Origin of the sequence: Anaeromyxobacter oryzisoli (genome assembly GCF_022690765.1) — a bacterium.
Classification (GTDB): Bacteria; Myxococcota; Myxococcia; order Myxococcales; family Anaeromyxobacteraceae; genus Anaeromyxobacter; species Anaeromyxobacter oryzisoli.
The window spans coordinates 36,716-57,913 of record NZ_JALCZA010000027.1 but is presented as its reverse complement, the minus strand read 5'-3'; the positions used below and the strand labels follow the sequence as shown (position 1 = coordinate 57,913).

The 21,198-nt window shown below is 74.4% G+C and carries 19 protein-coding genes; 6 read left to right on the top strand and 13 right to left on the bottom strand.

Features of this window, described 5'->3' with window-relative positions; genetic code table 11:
• The coding region (locus tag MNZ27_RS10875; protein WP_456298396.1) for a Y-family DNA polymerase at positions 1–546 on the bottom strand (546 nt) is incomplete at its 3' end.
• Entirely contained in the window at positions 536–1,213 is a 678-nt protein-coding gene (locus MNZ27_RS10870) for an ImuA family protein (RefSeq protein WP_242394067.1), read from the bottom strand. The genes MNZ27_RS10870 and MNZ27_RS10875, both read right to left, overlap by 11 nt.
• 310 nt (positions 1,214–1,523) lie before the next feature.
• Here MNZ27_RS10870 and MNZ27_RS10865 point away from each other — a divergent pair, with 310 nt between their 5' ends.
• On the top strand, positions 1,524–2,105 hold the full coding sequence (locus MNZ27_RS10865; RefSeq protein WP_242394066.1) for a hypothetical protein: 582 nt from the start codon (positions 1,524–1,526) through the stop codon (positions 2,103–2,105).
• A gap of 77 nt (positions 2,106–2,182) precedes the next feature.
• Here MNZ27_RS10865 and MNZ27_RS10860 read toward each other — a convergent pair whose 3' ends face one another.
• From MNZ27_RS10860 to MNZ27_RS10850, 3 genes are all read right to left on the bottom strand, one after another.
• Positions 2,183–2,593, bottom strand: coding sequence for a thioredoxin family protein (locus MNZ27_RS10860; protein ID WP_242394065.1), 411 nt, complete (start codon positions 2,591–2,593; stop codon positions 2,183–2,185).
• 167 nt (positions 2,594–2,760) lie between these two features.
• A complete protein-coding gene (locus MNZ27_RS10855) occupies positions 2,761–3,315 on the bottom strand; it encodes a response regulator transcription factor (RefSeq protein WP_242394064.1) in 555 nt (184 codons plus the stop codon).
• Positions 3,312–4,577, bottom strand: coding sequence for an ATP-binding protein (locus MNZ27_RS10850; protein WP_277957824.1), 1,266 nt, complete (start codon positions 4,575–4,577; stop codon positions 3,312–3,314). The genes MNZ27_RS10855 and MNZ27_RS10850 overlap by 4 nt, the downstream gene beginning before the upstream one ends.
• A 398-nt stretch (positions 4,578–4,975) precedes the next feature.
• On the opposite strand from MNZ27_RS10850, the gene MNZ27_RS10845 reads away from it, so the two are divergent.
• Together MNZ27_RS10845 and MNZ27_RS10840 are read left to right on the top strand one after the other, a co-directional pair.
• Positions 4,976–5,272, top strand: a complete 297-nt coding sequence (locus MNZ27_RS10845; RefSeq protein WP_242394063.1) for a DciA family protein — start codon at positions 4,976–4,978, stop codon at positions 5,270–5,272.
• Entirely contained in the window at positions 5,269–6,894 is a 1,626-nt protein-coding gene (locus tag MNZ27_RS10840; protein ID WP_242394062.1) for a CAP domain-containing protein, read from the top strand. The genes MNZ27_RS10845 and MNZ27_RS10840 overlap by 4 nt, the downstream gene beginning before the upstream one ends.
• Before the next feature lie 49 nt (positions 6,895–6,943).
• Here MNZ27_RS10840 and MNZ27_RS10835 read toward each other — a convergent pair whose 3' ends face one another.
• Positions 6,944–7,168: a hypothetical protein gene (locus MNZ27_RS10835; RefSeq protein WP_242394061.1), complete on the bottom strand. Its 225-nt coding sequence runs from the start codon at positions 7,166–7,168 to the stop codon at positions 6,944–6,946.
• A 292-nt stretch (positions 7,169–7,460) separates the two neighbouring features.
• On the opposite strand from MNZ27_RS10835, the gene MNZ27_RS10830 reads away from it, so the two are divergent.
• On the top strand, positions 7,461–9,644 hold the full coding sequence (locus MNZ27_RS10830; RefSeq protein WP_242394060.1) for a transglycosylase SLT domain-containing protein: 2,184 nt from the start codon (positions 7,461–7,463) through the stop codon (positions 9,642–9,644).
• Between the two features lie 7 nt (positions 9,645–9,651).
• Here MNZ27_RS10830 and MNZ27_RS10825 read toward each other — a convergent pair whose 3' ends face one another.
• Together MNZ27_RS10825 and MNZ27_RS10820 are read right to left on the bottom strand one after the other, a co-directional pair.
• Positions 9,652–10,548: a ribonuclease D gene (locus MNZ27_RS10825; RefSeq protein ID WP_242394059.1), complete on the bottom strand. Its 897-nt coding sequence runs from the start codon at positions 10,546–10,548 to the stop codon at positions 9,652–9,654.
• Positions 10,545–11,507, bottom strand: a complete 963-nt coding sequence (locus MNZ27_RS10820) for a pseudouridine-5'-phosphate glycosidase (RefSeq protein ID WP_242394058.1) — start codon at positions 11,505–11,507, stop codon at positions 10,545–10,547. The genes MNZ27_RS10825 and MNZ27_RS10820 overlap by 4 nt, the downstream gene beginning before the upstream one ends.
• An 89-nt stretch (positions 11,508–11,596) precedes the next feature.
• On the opposite strand from MNZ27_RS10820, the gene MNZ27_RS10815 reads away from it, so the two are divergent.
• Both MNZ27_RS10815 and MNZ27_RS10810 read left to right on the top strand, forming a co-directional pair.
• On the top strand, positions 11,597–12,367 hold the full coding sequence (locus MNZ27_RS10815) for a lysophospholipid acyltransferase family protein (RefSeq protein ID WP_242394057.1): 771 nt from the start codon (positions 11,597–11,599) through the stop codon (positions 12,365–12,367).
• Positions 12,368–12,427: 60 nt separating this feature from the next.
• The gene (locus MNZ27_RS10810) at positions 12,428–12,898 is read left to right on the top strand and encodes a hypothetical protein (RefSeq protein WP_242394056.1); all 471 of its coding nucleotides are present in this window, start codon (positions 12,428–12,430) and stop codon (positions 12,896–12,898) included.
• Positions 12,899–13,191: 293 nt separating this feature from the next.
• On the opposite strand, the gene MNZ27_RS10805 is transcribed toward MNZ27_RS10810, so the two are convergent.
• The 5 genes from MNZ27_RS10805 to rpoC all read right to left on the bottom strand — a co-directional run bounded on the left by MNZ27_RS10805 (position 13,192) and on the right by rpoC (position 21,188).
• A complete protein-coding gene (locus MNZ27_RS10805) occupies positions 13,192–13,671 on the bottom strand; it encodes a YscO family type III secretion system apparatus protein (protein WP_242394055.1) in 480 nt (159 codons plus the stop codon).
• Entirely contained in the window at positions 13,668–14,975 is a 1,308-nt protein-coding gene (locus MNZ27_RS10800) for a FliI/YscN family ATPase (protein WP_242394054.1), read from the bottom strand. Before MNZ27_RS10800 ends, MNZ27_RS10805 begins: the two co-directional genes overlap by 4 nt.
• The gene (locus tag MNZ27_RS10795) at positions 14,972–15,577 is read right to left on the bottom strand and encodes a FliH/SctL family protein (RefSeq protein WP_242394053.1); all 606 of its coding nucleotides are present in this window, start codon (positions 15,575–15,577) and stop codon (positions 14,972–14,974) included. Before MNZ27_RS10795 ends, MNZ27_RS10800 begins: the two co-directional genes overlap by 4 nt.
• A 281-nt stretch (positions 15,578–15,858) precedes the next feature.
• Entirely contained in the window at positions 15,859–16,584 is a 726-nt protein-coding gene (locus MNZ27_RS10790) for a sigma-70 family RNA polymerase sigma factor (RefSeq protein WP_242394052.1), read from the bottom strand.
• Between the two features lie 419 nt (positions 16,585–17,003).
• Positions 17,004–21,188, bottom strand: coding sequence for a DNA-directed RNA polymerase subunit beta' (gene rpoC, locus MNZ27_RS10785; protein ID WP_242394051.1), 4,185 nt, complete (start codon positions 21,186–21,188; stop codon positions 17,004–17,006).
• Between the last annotated feature and the right edge of the window lie 10 nt (positions 21,189–21,198).

Below are 21,198 nucleotides of genomic sequence, written 5' to 3'. Positions count from 1 at the left end.
CGCCCCGCCCGGCGCGGCGCTCGCCAGCGCGCGGGCCGGCCCTCGCCCCGTCGCGACGACCGCCCGCGCCGCGTAGCCCATCTCGGCCGCGAGCGCGAGGGCCCGCTCCACCAGGGCTCGCTCGCCCGCGGCGTCGGCGTCCTCCGCCGGCGCGTCCGGGACCGTGCCAGCGACCGGCGTGCGGGGCGCGAGCAGGTGCGCGGCGCTCGCGTCGAGGAGGAGGAGGTCCGGCGGCGAGAGCTCGACCGCGGGCGCGAGGGCGGACAGCGCCTCGGCCAGCGCCTGGAGGGCCGACCGGTCGGCGGCGCGATCGTGCGGGACGGCCTCGAGCCGCCCGCACGCGGCGAGCGCCTCCGTCGCGGTCGCGCCCGCCCGAACGCCGGCCGCTCGCGCGGCCGCATCGCAGCAGACGACGCGCCCCTCCTCCACGATGGCGAGGGGCCGTCCCCCGCCCACCCCGGCCTCCCGGGCGCGTCGCAGCCGCTGGAGCGGGAGGTCCGGGAGCTGGAGCGCGAGCACGCGCGGCGCCGGCCGCTCACGCGGCATGGCCGGACCTCCTCGCGCCCGCGCGGCGGAGGAGCTCCCGTCCGATCGGGCCTCCGTCGAGGCGCCTGGAGGCGACCACCCGCCCGGCGACCGCCGTCAGCTCCAGCCGCACGGCCGCCGGGACGCGGATCGCGGCGCCGGGCTTCGAGAGCCAGAGCCCCACCGCGCCTCCCTTCTCCGCGGCCCCTCGCAGGCGCTGCGCGACGGCGTCGCCGCCGCGCGCCAGCCGCGCCTCCGGCGCGTCCACGGCCACGGCGGCGAACGCGCCGGAGGCGAGCAGCGCCTCGGCCGCCCAGAGCACGGCGGGGAGCGACCGTTCGGCGCCGCCGGCCGAACCCACGGGCGGGCGGACGAGGAGCAGCCGCCCGAGATCGACGCCGAGCGCCGCGGCGGCCGGCGGGTACAGCTCGCCGTGCGTGTCGATCCACGCGAACAGCTCGTCCGGTCCGAGGACCGAGAGCAGCGACAGGGCGGCGGCCGTCTTGCCGCTCGCCGGGCCTCCGGCGAGCTCGGTGAGGGCGCCGCGGGGGAAGCCGCCGCCCGGGAGGACCCCGTCGATCTCCGGCCGGCCGCACGGCACGACCCCGCCCCGCCGCGCCGGCCTCCGCTCGATCTTCCGGATCGCCTCGCGCAGCTCGGAGATGACGACGTGACGCTCCTTTCTCATCCCCGCCGTTCCCGTCTCCGTCGTTTCCGTCCCCGTTTCCATCCAGCGGCTCCGGCAGCAAGATAGCTGCTCGGGCGTTCAGGTAGCAAGCCGGTCTGACGGGACGTGGGACAAGGGACATGGGGCGTGGGACAGCAGGCGGCGGGAGCGTCGCTCCGGGCGCGGGCGGACGCCTCCCCGAGAGTCGCGCCATCGGGGCGACCACTGTGCTCGGCGGAGCGCGTCACTAGCGTATCGGGAGCCAGCACGAACGAGCCAGCGCCGCGTCGGCCTGGCTCCCGATGAACCGAACCAGGGAAGGGGAGGAGCGATGAGGCATTTCGGATGGGGTACGGTGACGGGGCTCGGGATGGCGGGGCTCCTCGCGGCGGCGCTCCCGGCGCTCGCGCAATACGGAGGCTCTTCGAGCAGCCCGCAGCAGCCGTCGGAGTCGAGCTCCTCGAGCAGCCAGCAGCAGCCGTCGGAGTCGAGCTCCTCGACCGGCCAGCAGCAGCCGTCGAGCACCGGCACGATGGGGGGCACCGGGTCGAGCGCGGCGACGACGCCTGGCGCGCCGAGCGCGGCGAACGAGCTCACCGGCACGGTCCAGAAGTTCGACCGCGACGCGAACCAGCTCACCCTCGCCAACTCGGACAAGAAGCTGAGGGTGAGCAGCGACACGCAAGTGATGAAGGACGGGCAGGTCGGCTCCCTCAGCGACATCCGCGAGGGCGACCAGGTCCGCGCGAGCTACTCGGGGACCGGCGACACCGTCCAGGTGCACCGGATCGAGGTGATGTCGGCGGGCTCCAAGTCGCAGACCGGCTCGTACGGCGCGCCCAGCACGCCCAGCACGCCCAGCACGCCCGCGCCGGAATCCGGGACCGGGACGGCGCCGGGCGGCGGGAAGTAGCGCCGGACGGTGATGCAGGGAGAGGGCGGGCGGCACGAAGCCCCCGCCCTCTCCGCATGTCTCCGGCGACGTACCGGTTACGACTCCTGCGGCGCCGTCTTGTCCTGCTGCGTCTTCTCCTGCGCCGCGATCTCGGCGCGCACCTTGTCCATGTCGAGCGCGCGCGTCTGGCGGATGAGGTCCTCGAGCGCGGCCTCCGGCAGCGCGCCGGGCTGGGCGAAGAGGAGCACGCGATCCCGCAGGATCATGAGCGTCGGGATCGACCGGATCTCGAAGGAGCCCGCGAGCCCCTGCTCCACCTCGGTGTTCACCTTGCCGAAGGTGATGTCCGGATGGTTCTTCGCGACCTTCTCGTACGTCGGTCCGAACGCCCGGCACGGGCCGCACCAGGGCGCCCACCAGTCGATGAGGACGATGCCGTCCTTCTCGGCGACCTGCTTGAAGTTCTGGTCGTTGATCTCGACCGTGGCCGTGGTGGCGTCACCCATTTTCTCTCGCTCCTCGGCGCCGCCGTCCATCGGCCGCCGCGCCCGCCCTTCGCATAGTCCGACCCGCGGCGGACGAAAAGGATTCGCGTCCGCCGCGGGTCGCGGCGACGGAGGCCGCGCCCCCTCGGCAGGGCGCGTGGCGGGCGGGGTGGTCGGCGCGGCGAGCGTCAGCGCGCCGGCGGGTACTTGTGGAGCTTCCGCTGGAGCGAGCGGCGGTGGATGCCGAGGCGGCGCGCCGCCTCGGAGATGTTGCCGCCACAGTCCGTGAGCACGCGCTGGATGTGCTCCCACTCGGCGCGCGCGAGCGAGGGCGTCTCGATGCCCTTCTCCTTCGCGGTGTTCGTCCCGTTGAGGGCCGCGAGGATCTCGTCCGCGTCGGCGGGCTTGGGCAGGTAGCCGACCGCCCCCTCGCGGACCGCCTCGACCGCGGTCGAGATGCTGCCGTAGCCCGTGAGCATCAGGACGCGCGTGGACGGGTCCTGGCGCCGCAGCTCCTTCAGGATCTCGAGGCCCGAGCCGCCCGGCATCCGCAGATCGAGCACCGCCATCTCCGGCGACTCGCGGGCGGCCTCGCGCAGCGCGTCGTCCGCGCTGCCGGCGGTGCGAACCTCGTAGCCCCGCGCCCGGATCGCCGTCGCGAGGCGCTCCCGCAGCACCTCGTCGTCATCCACGAGCAGGATGCTCGGCAAGGTCTCGTGGTTCGCTTCGGCCGTCGTCGTCATGCGCTCCTCCTGTCGCCGGCGCGGCTGGCCGGCAGGTCGATGCGTGCCTCCGTCCCCTCCCCTGGGGTGGAGGTGATGTGAAACGCGCCGCCGAGTTGCTCGGCCAGCGCCCGGGTGAGGAAGAGGCCCAGCCCCATGCCCTCCCCCGGGACCTTCGTGGTGAAGAACGGCTCGCCGACGCGCGAGAGCACGTCGGGGGTCATGCCCCGGCCCCGATCCACCACCGAGAGCCGGATCCTGTCGCCCGCAGGGGCGGCCCGGAACGCCACCTCCGCGCCGGGCGGCGAGGCCTGGATCGCGTTCTTGAGCAGGCCCCGGAGCGCGTCCGCGAGCCCGCGCGGCGGCCCGGAGAGCGCGGCCGCCCGCGCCTCCGGCGCGATCTCCACGAGCACGCGCTCGCGCCCGGAGAGCCCCTCCAGGGCGGCGGCGATCCAGTCGCCGACCGGGAGCACCGCCAGCCGCTCGCCGACGTTCTCCCCCGCGTGCGCCGCCATGCGGTCGAGGATCTCGCGGCAGCGCGCGACCTGCTCGCGCACCAGGGTGAGATCGTCCCGCGCGGCCTGCGACGACTCCACGGGGAGCGAGCGCTGCAGCTCGTTGGCGACGACGGCGATGGTGGAGAGCGGCGTCGAGAGCTCGTGCGCCGCGCCCGCCGCCAGGGTCGCGAGCGAGGCCAGCTTCTCGCGCCGCTCGCCGCGTGCGCGCGCCTCCTGCAGCTCCTTCTCGCGGTCGGCGAGCGCGCGGGTGACGCGCTGGACGAAGAACACCACGAACACCGCCGCGAGCGCGAAGGCGACCCACATCCCGCGCAGGTGGGCGGCCATCATCTGCGCGTAGTCCATCTTCGAGCTGATGTGGTGCCCCGCCCCGAAGAACCGTTCGTGCACGAAGAGCGAGCCGAAGCCCGCGAGGCTCGCGCCCATCAGGAGCCACGACCAGCGCGGCGGCAGGAGCACGGCGGCGAGCGCGATGTTCACGAGGTACAGCGTCGAGAACGGGTTCGAGGCGCCGCCGGTCAGGTCGAGCAGCACCGTGAGGACGACCGCGTCGAGCAGCATCACCACGGCGATCGCGCCGTCCGTCACGCGCGCGCGCTTCGCCCACTCGCCGAGGACCAGGTTCCCGGCCGCCTCCAGGACGAGGAGGACGACGAGCGTGGTGGCGGGCAGGCCGATGTCGGACCAGGCCGAAGCCCCGGAGATGACCACACCCTGTCCGAGGATCGCCCACCAGTGGAGCTGGACGATCCACGACAGGTTCAATCGTCCGCGGGATGCCGACGTGTGGGCGTGAGCGGGCTGTTCACCCGCTGTCTGGATCCTGGACACGAGCGTTTCCCCCGGAGCGGGTAGAAACGTTAGCACACGTGCCGCACCCCCTGTTGAAAGCGCGGCTCGTTGTCGCAGTCCTGTCGGCACCCTGCTCGCATCGAGCGTACCTTGACGGGCCCACGGTGTGCCTCATAGGGTCCCCTTTCCGTGATGGCGACACCCACTCGCATTGAGCTGCTGCGGCGCACGCTGCCTGCCTGCGCGGGGCAGACTCCTCCCTGCGCTGCTCGACGTGCCAACAGGCACGCCTGCGCTGCTCGGTCGTCGTGTGCCCCCGCTCGGCGACGGCATCGTGTGCCTCGCGACGCTCAACGCAAGCGGGTGGCGCCATGAGAGGCCGCCGTGTCACCGCCGCAGCAGCGCTCGCCGGGCTCCTCGCCCCTCGGCCGGAGGCCCGGGCCGCGGCGCTTGCGGCGGCGTTCGCGGAGGCCTGTGGCCCCAGGCTGGCGCGGGAGGCGTCCATGCGGGGTCTCATGCGCGACGGCCGCCTGCTGGTGCTCGTCCGGTCCGAGGCCTGGGCCACCCAGCTCTCCGCCAACGAGGCGATCGTGTGCGATCGGGTGAACGCGCGGCTCGGGCGGAAGATCGCCCAGGGGCTGGACGTCCGGGTGGACCCGGGGCGGTGATCGCGAGCGCCCTGCCGCTGCGACGGCTGGCCGGCGCGGCGCTCGCAGCCGCGCTGGGCGCGGGATGCGCCGCGAACACGCCCGCTCCCGCGCGAGCCTCATCCTCCACCGCTCCCGCCGCCCCGCTCGCGCCCCCCTCGCGCGGAGCGTCGCCGGCGCCGCGTTACGGCGCAGAGCCGGACGTCGCGCTCTCGCCCGTCGAGGCGGCGGCCCTGGCCGCGATCCGGGCCCAGGTGGGGACCGGTCCCCGTCCGCGCGTCTCCGGAGCGCTGATCCTGGCCGCGCGGGCCCTCGCCCGCGGGGCCGCCGACGGCGCGGCCGAGCCCATCGGCCCTTCGGCCCGGCGCGCCGGCCTGGCGGCCGGGCTGGCGTGGGATCCAGCGCCGATCGCGTTCCTGGTGCGGGGCCGGGCGGAGGACCTGCCTGCGGCCGTCGCGGGGGCGATCGTCGGCACGGCGGCGTCCCACGTCGGCGTCGGCGCGGCGCGCGCGGGAGACGCGACGGTGCTCGTGCTGCTCGCCTCGGACCGGAAGCTCCGGCTCGATCCGTTCCCGCGCGAGGTCGCGCCCGGCTCGGCCGCGACCCTCTCCGGGGCACTCGAGCGCGGGCTTCGGCACGCCCGCGTCTTCGCGACCCTCCCCTCCGGGGAGGCGCGGGAGCTCCCGACGAGCGGCGCGCGTGCGTTCCGCGCCGCGGTCGATTTCCCGGCGAGCGGGCGGTACGTCCTCGAGGTGGTCGGGGACGGGCGCGGGGGACCCGAGGTGGCGGCGCTGCTCGCGGTGACGGCGGGCGCTCCGGCGCCGATCGCCGGCGCGGGCGCCTCCCGGCCCGAGGCGACGTCGGCCCGACCGCCGGCAGGCGAGGACGACGAGGCGGCGGTGATCCGCGCCCTCGACGCGCTCCGCGCCGCGCACGGGCTCCGTCCGCTCGAGCCGTCCAGGGAGCTCGCCGCGGTGGCGCGCCGGCACAGCGAGCGGATGCTCGCCGCGGGACGGATCGCCCATGTGCTCCCCGGCTCGGGCGAGCTCACGGATCGCCTCCGGGCCGCGTCGGTCCCGTTCCGGCGCGCGTACGAGAACGTCGCCCGGGGCGGCACCGCGCGGGCGGCCCACGACGCGGCCGAGGAGAGCCCGGCGCACCGCTCGAACATGCTCCAGGCCGGCGCGACCCGCGTCGGCGTGGGGCTCGCGCGCGGCCGCCTCCCGTCGGGCGGCGCGGCGGTCTACCTGACGGAGATCTTCGTCGAGCCGCCCGACGAGGGCGCGCAGAGCCCGCTCCGGCCGGCCGCGCGCGTGCGGGAGGCGCTCTGGCGCGAGCGGGCCCGCCTCGGCCGGCCGCCGCTCACCGCGGACGCCGCCCTGGACGCGCTCGCCGCCGACGCGGCGGAGGAGCTCCGCGAGCGGGACGCGATCGACCCCCGCGAGCTCGACGGGCGCGCGCTCGCGCTTCGCCGGAACCTCGCCGCCGCCGACGTGTTCGTCGCGAGCGCGCCCGACGACGCGATCCGCTCCGCGAACCTGCGGGACGCGCGCTTCCGGCGGGTGGGGGTGGGGGTCGCGACGGGCGACAGCCGCCGCTTCGGCGCGGGCCGGCTGTTCATCGCGGTCGTCTACACGGATTGAAGGCCGTGGCGAGACGGGACGGGCTGGCGCGATGCGCGCCTCATCATCATCACACGAGGCGGCGCTGGGTCGCGTAGCTCTCGAGACCGCCCTCGACCTCGATCTCGTCGGTGTGCAGCGGGCACCGCGTACACGTCCAGCTGTTCCATCCCTTCTTGACGGCCTCGTCCAGGCAGCTGTCGTAGAAGTTGCAGAAGAGGTTCCGGTGCCCTTCGACGCCGCGGTCCGGGTTGATCGGCGCGGTCAGCTCGGTCGGGCAGGGCTTGGCGAGCACGATGGACTCCTCCGGATGGCGCGGCCATCCTACGCGGCGCGACGGTGCGTCGTGGCCCCCTCCCGTCGTGGCCCGGCCCCCACACCGAAGCCCGGCCAGCCGCCCAGCGAAGATGAGAACCCCGTAAGCATGCGTCCGAGCGCATGAACCGCCGGAACACGCGCGCTATATCGCGCCCTGCAATGTGCCGAGTCAAGGCCCCCACCCCCTGCCTGGAGTAGAGTCGAGGCACCCCGTGGAAAGCTCACTTGCCGCCCGGACTTGGGCGCCGTGGCGCCATGCCGCGGCCGTCGTGGCGGTCCTGTCTGCGCTGATGATCGCGCCCGGGACGGCGTCCGCCGCACCTCGGGATGCCCCTCTGTGCGACTGGCTCTCGGGGATCGGCGAGGCCGCGCAGGCGCTCGCGTCCGGACGAGCAGCGGCCTCCGAGGCCGCCGCTCGACGCGCGTTCGCCGCGCGCTCCCGGGGGGCCGCGGGCGCGCGGGCCTCCGCGGCGCTGGGGCTCGCCGCCGCCGCACGCGGCGACCCCTCGGAGGCCGAGGCGGCGCTCGAGGTCGCCCTGGCGCCGCCGACGGCGCCGGCCCGCTCGCACCTCGCCTACGCCCGCGGGGAGGCGCTCCTCTCGGCGGGGGACGCGTCGGCGGCGGCGCGGCTGTTCGACGTGGCGGCGGCGGGCCGCGATCTCGCCATCGGCGGGCGGGCCCGGCTCCGCGAGGGGCAGGCGCTGCTCGCGGCCGGGCTCGCGACGGAGGCGGTGCCCCTCCTCGAGGCGCTGCTCCGCGAATCGCCCGGCCCGGCCATCGCGTCCCCGGCGCGCCTCGCGCTCGCGAAGGCCCGCCGCGCCGTCGAGGACGACGCAGGGGCGGTGGAGGCGTACCGCGCGCTCTGGCTCGAGGCGGACCTCCCGGACGCCGCCCTCGCCGGCGAGGCCCTCGCCGCATGGCGCGCGGCGGGTGGCCCGGTGCCGTCCCCGACCACGACGGACGAGCTGACCCGCGCCGATCGCCTCCTCGCCGCCGGGCGGCCCGAGGCGGCCCTGGACGCGATCGCCGCCGCGAGCGAGGCGGAGGATCCCGCGCCGATCCCCGGTCGCCTGGAGAGCTTCCGCGCGTCCGCCCTCCTCGCGATCGGCCGCGCGGACGAGGCGGAGCGCCTCGCGGCGCCGCTGGCGGACGCGGAGGATCCACGGATCCAGCGGACGGCGCGGTGGGTGCTCGCCCGCGCGGCCGCCCGCGCCGATCGGCTCGACGAGGCGAGCCGCCGGTACGCCGAGGTCGCGGCGCTCTCCGCGCCCGTCGTAGGGCTGCCGGAGTGGCGCCAGCGGGATCTCGCGGACGAGGCCGCGTTCCTCGCGGCGTGGCTCTACTACGACGCCGGCGACTACCGGCGGGCGGCGCCGGCCCTCGACGCGTTCGCGCGGACGCACCCGCGGTCGCACCGCGCGGCGGACGCGCTCTGGTTCGCGGCGTGGTCGCGCTACCGGCTCGGCCACCGCGCCGACGCCGCGAAGGCGTTCGCGCGGCTCGACCGCGGCCCCCTGGGCGACGCGGCGGCGTACTGGCGGGGACGGCTGGAGCGGAATCCCACCCGGCAGGAGGTGCTGTACCGGACGGCGCTCGCGCGGGGCGGGGACGGCTGGTACGGCCTCCTCGCCCGGGCGCGGCTCGCGTCGCTCGGCGCGCCGGCGGAGCGGCCCGTCCGCCCATCCGTCCGCCCTCTCCCCGAGAGCGCCGACCCGGCGGCCTCGGAGCGGCTCTCCGTCGCGGTCGAGCTCCTCGAGCTCGGCCTGGAGGACGAGGCGCTCGCGGAGCTGCGCGAGCTGTCCCGCTCGGCGCCCATCCGCGGGGCCGCGGCGCTCGTCGCCCAGCTCGCGGCGTTCACCGGGGACGCCGAGCTCCCCTTCCGGATGGCGCGCGATCACCTCGCGCCGACCCGGCGCACGTTGCGGTGGGGTCACCCGGAGGCGCTCCCGTCCGTGCTCCCCGAGCGCGCGCGGGCGTTCGGGCTCGAGCCCACCCTGCTCCTCGCCGTGATGCGCCGGGAGTCGAGCTTCCGGCGCGAGGCCCGGAGCGGCGCCGGCGCCGAGGGGCTCCTGCAGCTCCGCCCCGTCACTGCGGAGCGGCTCGCGGCGCTGCTCGGCGTCCCCCCGGGAGTCGGGACGCGGCTCGCGGAGCCCGACGTCAGCGTCGCGGCCGGGGCGCACTACCTGGCCCTCCTCGCGGAGCGGTTCCAGGAGCCGGCGATCGCCCTCGCGGCGTACAACGCGGGGCCGCGCGCGGCGGCCGAGTGGGCCCGGGCCCGCGCCGGCATGCCGCTCGACGCGTGGGTCGAGTCGATCCCTTACAAGGAGACGCGCCAGTACGTGAAGGCGGTGCTGGCCGACTGGGACGTCTACCGCGGGCTCGCGGGCGGCCCCGCCGCCCCGATCGACCCGCTCCGGCCGATCGTCGCGCCGAAGACCGGCGTCGCCTTCTAGTACCGGACTAGGGACGCCCGGAGGGCTCGCGGTGCTCGGCCCCCGCGCCGCCCACCGCGGCGAGGATGGCCTCGCCCATCCGACGCAGCACCGACGGCGTGACGCCGTGGATGCCCGCGAGCGCCTCCGCGGTGCGGGGGCGCCGGGCGGCGATCTCGACCATCGTCGGCTCCGCCAGCACCTTGAACGGCGGGCGGTCGCTCTCTCGCGCGCGCTCCTCGCGGGCGAGGTACAGCGCGCGCAGGATCGCCTTCCCCTCCCCGTCCAGCGCGCGGGCGCCGTGGATCCGCCGCCAGCCCTCGGGATCGAAGACGCGCGCGCGCGGCTCGACGGCGGCGATCCGGTCGAACTCGCGGCGCGCCTCGTCCGCGACGCCGCGCGCCTCGAGCTCGCTCGCGAGCTGATCGCGGAGCGGGAGCAGGTAGCGCGTGTCCAGGGAGGCGTAGGAGAGCTGCTCGCGCGTGAGCGGCCGCCGGCCCCAGTCCGAGCGCTGGAACACCTTGGACAGGCGGACGCCGAACTGCGCCTCGACGAGCGCGGAGAGCCCGAGCCCGACGCGCCCGAGCCGCCGCGCGGCGACCATCGTGTCGAACAGGCGCGGCAGGCGCCAGCCGTACTCGCGCTTGAGGCAGCGGACGTCGTAGTCCGCGCCGTGGAACACCGTCTCGCGGCCGTCGAAGAGGACCGGGCCCAGCGGGCGGACGTCCACGGCGAGGGGATCGACGACGAAGTGGAGCTCGCGCGTGGAGAGCTGGATCAGGCAGACGTGCTCCCGGTAGACGTGGAAGCTGTTCGACTCCGTGTCCACGGCGACGACCGGCTCGTTCCGGACGGCGGCGATCAGCCGGGCGAGGGCCGGCTCGTCGGCGACGAAGATGGGGGGCGCATCGGGCGGCGGCGTCATACGGGGCGCGATTGTAGCGCACCCGCGGCACGCCGCGCCGCCGAGAGCGCGACGGCGACCTCGCCGGCGACCGCGGCGTTCCGCTCGAGGAGCGCCAGGTTCGCCGCGCGCGCCCGGCCGTGCGTGGCCCGGGACACCGCGCCGAGCAGGAAGGGCGTCACCGCCTTCCCGCGGACGCCGCGCTCCCGCGCCTCCGCGAGCGCCGCGAGCACCGCGGCCTCCACGACCTCCTGCGCGACGGGTGCCGGCGGCGCCACGAGCAGCAGCACGCCCTCGCGGCGGCCGAGCGCGTCCCAGTGGAGCTGGAGGATCCGGGCCGCCCCGGCCGCGTCGTCGACGCGGTGCTCGAGGGGGATGCCGCTCGCGTCGGCGTAGAAGGCGGGGAGCTCGCTCGTGCGGTAGCCGATCGTGGCGATCCCGAGCGTCTCGAGGGCCTCGGCGGTGGCGGCGAGATCGAGGATCGCCTTCGGCCCGGCGGAGACGACGCACACCGGCGCCCGGGCGAGCTCGTGCAGGTCGGCGGAGACGTCGGCCGCCCCCGCGGGCTCCTCGTCGCGGAGGAGCCGGTGCACCCCGCCGATGCCGCCCGTCGCGAACACCGGGATCCCGACGCGCGCCGCGATCGCCGCCGTCGCCGAGACGGTCGTCCCGGCGTCACGCCCCGCGGCGAGCAGCGGCGCGAGATCCCGCGCGGCGGCCTTCGCCGGCCGCCGCGCGGGATCGGCGAGGCGCGCCAGCTCGGCGTCGGACGCGCCCACGACGATCTCCCCGCCGATCACCCCGATCGCGGCGGGCACCGCGCCGGCGCGCCGGACCGCGGCCGCGCAGCGCCGCGCCGCCTCGAGGTTGTCCGGCGGCGGGAGCCCCTGGGCGACGACGCTCGTCTCGAGGGCGACGACCGGAGCGCCGGACGCGATCGCGTCCCGGACCTCGTCGGATTGCCGGAGCGGGGCGTTCATGGACTCAGTGTAGATCGGCGGCCGGCCGCGAGCCGCGTGCTATATACCCGTCACCCGGGCGTGCCGGGGACGAGCGAGGGGTCTTCATCTTGCGCGCGCGCATCCGCGGCTATGCCGTCCTCCTCTACGGGGCGGTCACCATGGCGCTGTTCTTCCTGGTGAGCCTCCCGGTCATGCTGCTCACCGGCTCGGGCGCACTGCCGATGTGGTTCGCGCGGCGCGCCTGGTCGCCCTCCTGCCTCCGGGTCGCCGGGACCCGCGTGGAGGAGGCGCCCCGCCCGGCCCTCCCCGACGGGCCGCTCATCTTCGTCTCGAACCACGAGAGCGCCCTCGACATCTGGGTGCTCGTCTCGCTGGTCCCGCGGAGCATCCGGTTCATCGCCAAGGTGGAGCTGTTCCGGATCCCGATCTTCGGCACCTACCTCAAGCTCGGCGGCCACATCCCCGTCGATCGCGGCAACCACGCCCGCGCCGTCGCGTCGCTCCGGCACGCCGCCACGACCGTGCGCGGCGGCACGTCCCTGATCGTGTTCCCGGAGGGCACCCGCTCGCGCGACGGGCGGGTCCACCCGTTCAAGAAGGGGCCCTTCGTCGTCGCGATGGAGGCCGGCGTCCCGGTGGTGCCGGTCGCGATCTCCGGGACGGGCCGGATCACCCCGAAGAAGCTCGTCGCCGTGAGCCCGGGGGTCGCCCGGGTCGCCTTCGGCGCGCCGGTCGATCCCCGCAAGTTCCCCGACAAGGACGCGCTCCTGATCGAGGTGCGGCGGCGCGTCATCGCGCTGCACCGCTCCCTCGGCGGCGCCGGCGGCGACGAGTCACACGCCATCGCCGCGCCGGGGTTGGAGGGCGCGGGGGCGTAGGCGATCGTCGCCGGCCAGCACCTTGTCGCTCCCGCCGGCCGGGCGGTAGGCTGCCGACGCATGAAGGACACCGCCCGCCCCGATCCGATCGCCGCCGCACACAAGGTGAAGGACCTCGCGCGCGACCTCGCCCAGGACGTCGCCGAGGGGTACCGCAAGTCGACGCGCTACGTGCGCCTCCGGGCGGCGATCGTCGGGAGCTGGGCGCTCCTCTCCGTCCTCACGCTCTGGCTCGCGTGTCCCTCGACCGGCAACGCGCTCGGCGCGGAGGTGAGCGTCTCGTTCGAGGATCCGCTCCAGACGCAGGTCCTCGTGTCGAACGGCTCGTCCGCGATCTGGACCGACGTGGTGCTCACGCTCGACGGGACCTGGCGGTACGAGAAGAAGACGGTGCGCGACGGCGAGCAGATCGTCGTCGCGACGCATCAGTTCGCGCGCGATGGCGTGGCCGCGCCCGGCGACCTCAAGCCGAGGACCCTCACGATCGACTGCGACCAGGGCAAGGTGAAGACGCGCCTCGGGGGACGTTGAAACGGGGCGTGCCGCCCCGCCCCGCGCCTGCATGCCTCGGCGCGCGATCGCACGACGTGGCGCGACCTTCCCGTGATCCGTCACCGTCACCGTCACCGGCCTCTCCGTGACCCGTGAACCGGGTCGCGTGGCCCGTGGCCCGCTCTCCCGTGATCCGACGGAGTCACGGGCCACGGGCCACGGGAGGCGGGAAGCGGGCACGGATACGGTCACGGCCACGGTCACGGCCACGGTCAACGGCACGGTGACGGCCCGCGCCGGGCGGCCGGGCTGGCCGCACCGACCCCGCGCGCTCACGCGTCCCCTTCTCGGCCGCACGGTGCCTGCGCGCGGTCGTCCTGCGCCGCCTCCGCGGCCCGCTCCCGCTCGCGCCTGCGCGCGCCGTCCCACGCGGCCCGGTGGCGCTCGAGCACCTCGAGCGCGCGCCGCGCGGTGTACAGCGCCGCTCGCGCACGGGTGACGTCCGCCTTCGCCGCCTCGACCCGTCGCTCCGCCTCGGCGAGCACGGCTCCGGCGTCCAACTCCCGGCGCCGCAGGGCGGCGCAGCGTCGATCGCGCGCGGCCAGCGCGTCCACCCGGAGGGGCGAACCGCCCGGATCCCGCTCCGCTCGCGCCCGCGCCGCCCGCCACCCGGCGACCGCGTCCGCCCGGGCGACGCGCTCGGCCGCGGCGGTCCGCTCGTCCGCGCACGCCGCCGCGAGGGCGGCGCGCGCGCCCTCCTCCTCGCGCTCACGGAGCCCGCGGAGCGCCTCCAGCGGCCACCTCCCGCTCACCGGACCAGCGCCTCCAAGCGCGCCACCGTCTCCTCGAGCGGCGTCGCCTCGTCGGCGCCCTGCCGCAGGAAGCCCTCGATCTCGGGGAGCCGCGCCAGGGCCGCGTCGGCGTCGGCGTCGGCGCCGGCCCGGTAGGCGCCGAGGGCGACGAGGTCCCGCACCCGCTCGTGCGCGGCGAGCAGCGCGCGCAGGCGCGCCGCCGCCGCGAGGTGCCCGGGCGCCACGACGGCCGGCATCACCCGCGAGACGCTCTGGAGCGGATCCACGGCGGGGAAGCGCCCCGCCGCGGCGAGGCGGCGCTCGAGGACGACGTGCCCGTCGAGGATGCCGCGGACCTCGTCGGCGATCGGCTCCTCCATGTCGCCGCCCGCGACGAGCACGGTGTAGAGCGCGGTGATCGCGCCGCGCTCCCGGTTGCCGGTTCGCTCCAGGAGCCTCGGCAGCGCGGCGAACACGGACGCCGGGTACCCCTGCCGCGCGGGCGGCTCCCCCGCCGCGAGCCCCACCTCGCGGAGCGCGCGGGCGTAGCGGGTCACCGAGTCGAGGAGGAACAGCACGCTCCGGCCGCGGTCCGCGAACCACTCCGCGACGGCGGTCGCGACGTGCGCGGCGCGGAGCCGGACCAGGGCGGGCGCGTCGCTCGTCGCCACGACGAGGACCGACCGGGCGAGCCCCTCCGGGCCGAGCACCCGGTCCACGAACTCACGCACCTCGCGCCCGCGCTCGCCGACGAGGCACACCACCGAGACGTCGGCGCGCGCGCCGCGGGCGACCTGCGCGAGCAAGGTGGACTTGCCGACGCCGGAGCCCGCGAAGAGCCCGAGCCGCTGCCCCTCGCCGACCGTGAGGAGCCCGTCGAGCGCGCGGATCCCGAGCGCGAGCGGCCTCGAGACGGGGCGCCGCGACAGCGGCGCCGGCGCCGGCCGCTCGACGGGCCACTCCTCGAGGCCGGGCGGCAGGGGGAGGCCGTCGGCGGGGCGGCCGAGCCCGTCCAGGACCCGGCCCAGGAGCGCCTCTCCGACGTGGACGCCGAGCGGCGCGCCGGTCGGCACCACCTCGCTGTCCGCGCCGACGCCGGTCGGCTCGCCCAGCGGGACGACGACGGCGCGGTCCTCCCGGAGCCCCACGACCTCCGCGAGCAGCGGCGATCGCCCCGGCCGCGCGATCTCGACCACGTCGCCGGTGCGGACGCCGGCGACCGCCGCCTCGATCACCATCCCGGTCAGGCGGGTGACCCGGCCGCGCAGCGGCAGCGGATCCGCGCCGTCGAGCGCCGCGCGCAGCGGCAGGAGATCGAGCGTCACGAGGACGCCCCCGCGAGCGCGCGCTCGAGCTCGGCGAGCTGAGCCTCGACGCGGGCGTCGAGGCGGCCCGCCTCCGTCTCCACGACGACGTCGCCTGGCCGGAGCGCCGGGTCCTCGCGGATGCCGAGGCCGGCGGCGCGCGCGAGGAGCGCCGCGAGGCGGGGCTCCTCCGCTCGGAGCCGCGCGGCGTCGGCCGGGCTGACCCGCAGCGTGACGACGGCCCGCTCGCGCGCCGTGGCGAGCGCCCGCGCCGCCACGTCCACGACCGCCGCCGGGTCGGACGCGAGCTCACGCCCCAGGACGCGCCGCGCCACGTCCATCGCCAGGCCGGCGACCTCGCCGGCGAGCCCACGCAGCACCCTGTCACGCTCGGCCGCCGCCCCGGCCAGGAGCGCCGCCGCGCGCCCCCGTCCCTCCTCGTAGCCTGCCGCCTCGGCGGCGGCGCGGGCGGCGGCGCGCTCCGCCTCGACGCCCGCACGAAGCCGCTCCGCCTCGTCTCGCGCCGCGGCGACGAGCTGGCGCGCGCGCTCGCCCGCCGCCACCACGAGCGCCTCGACGCGCGCCGGCCGCAGCGGTGCGCGCTGCTTCAGGATGGTCTCCACGCGATCCTCCGCTCGTGCGCCGGCCGACGCGCCGGAGGCGGCGCCGCCACGCAGGGCGAAGGCATTGCAAGCCGGGCGCCGACCGCTCGTCCGGCGGGCGTCGCGCAACAGCGCGTCCCGGCTCACGATCCTGGGAGCGCTCGCGGTGTGACGCGGGTCGAGGCGGCCGCCGCGCGGCCCCCGGGGACGTGAAAAGGCCCGCCGCCTGGGGGCGACGGGCCTCGGAGCACCGCGGCTCGTAGACGCCGCGTCAGACGGCGTCGCGCTCGACGGACGCCGCGTCAGGCGGCGTCGCGCTCGACCGGCTGGAGGTACCGGTGCAGGAACTGCTTGGTCTTCAGCTCGACCTGGCGCACGCGCTCGCGCGAGACGCCCCAGCGCTTCCCGATCTCCTCGAGGGTCCGGGGCTGATCCTGCTGGAGCCGGTTGTGCACGATGTCCCAGCCGAGCTCGCCGATGCGCTTGCGGACCTTGCCGAGCGCGTCCCGGACCTCGTGATCGCCCTCGGACGAGAGGAACGTGTCCTCCGGGCCGGGGCCGTCGTCCTCGATGCGCTCGAGGTGCGTCGCATCCCCCTCCTCGTCGATCGCGCTGTCGAGCGAGAGGTCGGGCTGGGCGACGGTGCCGCTCTGCGGGCGGACCGTCGAGCGCGCCTCCTTCAGGTACTTCCCGATGTACGCCCGGATCCACCACACGGCGTACGTCGAGAAGCGCGTTCCGGCGTGGGGGTCGAACTTCTCGACGGCCCGCATCAGCCCGACGTTGCCCTCCTGGATGAGGTCGTCGAGCCGCACGGTCCCACGGCGCTGCTTCCGGGCGATCGCCACCACGAACGCGAGGTTGTGCCGGACCAGCTTCTGCTTCGCCCGGACCTCGCCCTTGCGCGCCCGGAGCGCGAGCGCGTGCTCATCCTCGCGGCTGAGAGGCGGGAAGTCACGAACCGCCTTCAGGTAGGGGGCCAGTTCCTCGAACTCCTTGCTGCTCCTCTGAGTGGTCGCCGTCCTCATTCAATCTCCCGCCTGATCTACGTCATCCCGGCTCGGGTAGGTTACGTAACGTCACATTAGGTTAGTGGACTTGAATAGTCAAGCATTACCTGAAGTGGCCCGACGCGACGAGACTCTCCGGTTCTGCGGACAGTTACACCCACGAAGCACTGAATGACGCCAATATGAACACGACTGCCGGCGTGGCATTCCGCGTCCCGACGGCCCCCTGCCTGCGCCGCCAACCCAGCGTTTTTGCTCCCAATCAAGGCTCGACAACGCCCCGTGGGGGTCTGGCGGGCGCACCGCGACAGAACGTCCGAACGGACACTTACGAGCCGTTCAGGTGCGGGCTCAGCTCCAGAAGCGAAAGGGTCCGGCCCCATTCGGGACCGGACCCTTCGTGAATCCGAGCGAGCGAGAGAGCGCTCTGGAGCGCCCTACTCCTCCGCGCCGACGGCCAGGGCCTCCTCGGCCTCCTCGACGGCGTCCACCGGCGTCTCCACCTCGATGTCGAGGTGCTTGTACTGCGCGAGCCCGGTCCCGGCCGGGACGAGCCGGCCCATGATGACGTTCTCCTTCAGGCCGCGCAGGTAGTCGACCTTGCCGCTGATCGCCGCCTCGGTCAGCACCTTCGTGGTCTCCTGGAACGACGAGGCGGAGATGAACGACTCGGTGGAGAGCGACGCCTTGGTGATGCCGAGCAGCAGCGGCTCGCCCTGCGCCGGGCGACCGCCCGCCTTCAGCACGCGATCGTTCTCCTCCTCGAAGACGAACTTCTCGACCTGCTCGTCGGCGAGGAAGCTCGTGTCGCCCACGTCGGCGATCCGCACGCGCCGCAGCATCTGGCGGACGATCGTCTCGATGTGCTTGTCGTTGATCTTCACGCCCTGCAGCCGGTAGACCTCCTGCACCTCGTCCACCAGCCAGCGCGCGAGCTCCTGCTCACCGAGCACGCGCAGGATGTCGTGCGGGTTGGCGGCGCCATCCATCAGCGCCTCGCCCGCGCGCACCCGGTCGCCCGTGTGCACCGAGATGTGCTTGCCCTTCCCGATCAGGTACTCCTTCGCGAAGTCGGGCCGGAGCTTGCCATCCACCTCGGGCGTGATGACGACCTTGCGCTTGCCCTTGGTGTCCTTGCCGAAGGCCACCACGCCGTCGATCTCGGAGATGACCGCGTGCTCCTTGGGCTTGCGCGCCTCGAAGAGCTCCGCGACGCGCGGGAGACCGCCGGTGATGTCCTTCGTCTTGGTGGTCTCGCGGGGCATCTTCGCGATGACGTCGCCGGCGTCCACGTCGTCGCCGTCGTTCACCACGAGGTTCGCGCCCTCAGGCAGCATGTAGCGGGCGTCCGCCTCGGAGTTGGCGAGCTTCCGCGTCTTGCCCTCGGCGTCCTTGATCGAGATGCGCGGGCGCGCGTCCGGGTCCTTCGACGCGATGACCGCCTTGCGGGCGAGGCCGGTGATCTCGTCCACCTGCTCCGAGATCGTGACGCCCTCGATGAGGTCGCCGTACTTCACGCGGCCGGCCACCTCGGTGATGATCGGCATCGAGTACGGATCCCACTCGGCGAGGAGCGTGGTCGGCTCGATCTTCTGCCCCTCGCGGACGAGGAGCTTCGCGCCGTACACCACGCCGTAGCGCTCGCGCTCGCGCCCCTGCTCGTCGGTGACGACGATCTCGCCGTTCCGGTTCATGACGATGAGCGTGCCGTCCTTCTTCTTCGCCACGTTCACGTTCAGGAACTTCACGAGGCCGGCGTTCCGGTTCTCGATCGTGGACTGCTCCGCGCGCCGGGAGGCCGCGCCGCCGATGTGGAAGGTCCGCATCGTGAGCTGCGTCCCCGGCTCGCCGATCGACTGCGCGGCGATGACGCCCACCGCCTCGCCGATGTTCACCTTGCGGCCGCGGGCCAGATCGCGCCCGTAGCACTCGACGCAGATGCCGCGCCGCGCCTGGCAGGTGAGCACCGACCGGATCTTCACCTTGTCGATGCCGGCGTTCTCGATGAGCTTGACCTTGGCCTCGTCGATCTCCTCGTTCGCCTTGACGAGGGGGGCGCCCGAGAACGGGTCCATGATGTCGTCGAGCGCGACGCGGCCGAGGATGCGTTCGCCCATCGGCTCGATGATCTCGCCGCCCTCGATGAGGGCGCCGAGGGTGATGCCGTCCATCGCGCCGCAGTCGAACTCGGTGACGATCGCGTCCTGCGCCACGTCGACGAGGCGACGCGTCAGGTAGCCGGAGTTCGCGGTCTTGAGCGCGGTGTCGGCGAGCCCCTTGCGGGCGCCGTGGGTCGAGATGAAGTACTGGAGGACGTTCAGACCCTCGCGGAAGTTCGCGACGATCGGCGTCTCGATGATCTCGCCCGACGGCTTCGCCATCAGGCCGCGCATGCCGGCGAGCTGCCGGATCTGCTGCGCGGAGCCGCGGGCCCCCGAGTCGGCCATGATGTAGATCGGGTTGAACGACGGCTGCTTGCGCTCCTCCCGCTTGCCGTCCTTCCCGATCCCGACCGCGGTCTCGGTCCCGATCTCGCCCATCATCTCCTGGGCGACCTCCTCGGTGACCTGCGCCCAGATGTCGATGACCTTGTTGTAGCGCTCGCCGATGGTGATGAGGCCCTCGGTGTACTGGGCCTGGATGTCGTCCACCTCGCGGGTGGCGCGCTCGAGCAGCTCCTGCTTGCGCCGCGGGATCACCATGGCGTCGAGGGCGATGGAGATGCCGGCGCGCGTCGCGTGGAAGTAGCCCATGGACCGGACGCGGTCGGCGAGGAGGACGGTCTCCTTCTCGCCGCACAGCCGGTACGTGAGGTCGATGAGGCCCTGGAGCTGCTTCTTGTCCATCACCTTGTTGATGGCGTCGAAGGTCAGCCGCTTCGGGACGATGTCGAACAGGAGGACGCGGCCGACGGTGGTCTCGACCCGCTTGCCGTCCATGCGGACCCAGACCTTCGCCTGGAGCTCCACCTCGCCCTGGTCGTACGCCGCCCGGACCTCCTCCGGGCTCGCGAAGATCTTCCCCTCGCCGCGGGCGAACGCGCGCTCGCGGGTCATGTAGTAGATGCCGAGCACGATGTCCTGCGACGGCACGATGATCGGCTTGCCGTGCGCCGGGGACAGGATGTTGTTCGTGCTCATCATGAGCACGCGGGCCTCCATCTGCGCCTCGATGGAGAGCGGCACGTGGACCGCCATCTGGTCGCCGTCGAAGTCGGCGTTGAAGGCGGTGCAGACGAGCGGGTGGAGCTGGATCGCCTTGCCCTCGATGAGGATCGGCTCGAACGCCTGGATGCCGAGGCGGTGGAGCGTCGGGGCGCGGTTCAGGAGCACCGGGTGCTCGCGGATCACGTCGTCGAGGATGTCCCAGACCTCGGGGCGCTCCTTCTCCACCATCTTCTTCGCGCTCTTGATGGTGGTGACGTACCCCTTCTCCTCGAGCTTGTTGTAGATGAACGGCTTGAACAGCTCGAGGGCCATGATCTTCGGCAGGCCGCACTGGTGCAGCTTGAGCTCGGGGCCCACCACGATCACGGAGCGGCCCGAGTAGTCGACGCGCTTGCCGAGCAGGTTCTGACGGAACCGGCCCTGCTTGCCCTTCAGCATGTCGCTGAGCGACTTGAGCGGGCGCTTGTTCGGGCCGGTGATGGTCTTCCCGCGGCGGCCGTTGTCGAACAGGGCGTCGACCGCCTCCTGCAGCATCCGCTTCTCGTTGCGGATGATGATGTCCGGGGCGTTCAGCTCCTGGAGCCGCTTCAGCCGGTTGTTGCGGTTGATGACGCGCCGGTAGAGGTCGTTGAGGTCCGAGGTCGCGAACCGGCCGCCGTCGAGCGGGACGAGCGGGCGGAGATCCGGCGGGATCACCGGGATGACCTCGAGCATCATCCAGTCCGGCTTGTTGCCGGACGCGACGAACGCCTCGCACACCTTCAGGCGCTTCGCGATCTTCTTCCGCTTGGCGTCGCTCGTCGCCTCCTTCATCTCGGCGCGGAGCTCCTCCGCGAGCCCGTGCACGCCCTCCCCGTGCTTCTTGTCCACGGGGCCGACGCGCCGCAGGAGCTCGAGGACGGCCTCACCGCCCATGCCGGCGGAGAACGACTCCTCGCCGAACTCGTCGAGCGCCTTCTGGTAGCGATCCTCCGAGAGGAGCTCGCCCCTCTGGAAGGTCGTCTCCTTCGGGTCGATGACGATGTACGACTCGCAGTAAAGAACCTTCTCGAGATCCTTCAGCGTGATGTCGAGCAGGTTCCCGATGCGGCTCGGCAGCGACTTGAGGAACCAGATGTGCGCGACGGGCGTCGCCAGCGTGATGTGGCCGAGCCGCTCGCGCCGGACCTTCGACTGGATCACCTCGACGCCGCACTTCTCGCAGACCACGCCCCGGTGCTTCATGCGCTTGTACTTGCCGCAGTTGCACTCGTAGTCCTTCACGGGGCCGAAGATCTTCGCGCAGAAGAGGCCGTCGCGCTCCGGCTTGAAGGTCCGGTAGTTGATCGTCTCGGGCTTCTTCACCTCACCGTGCGACCACTGCCGGATCTTGTCCGGGCTCGCGAGCGAGATCCGGATGGCCGAGAACGAGAGCGGATCCTTCGGCTTCTCGAAGAAATTGAAGATGTCCTTCACGTCGACTCCC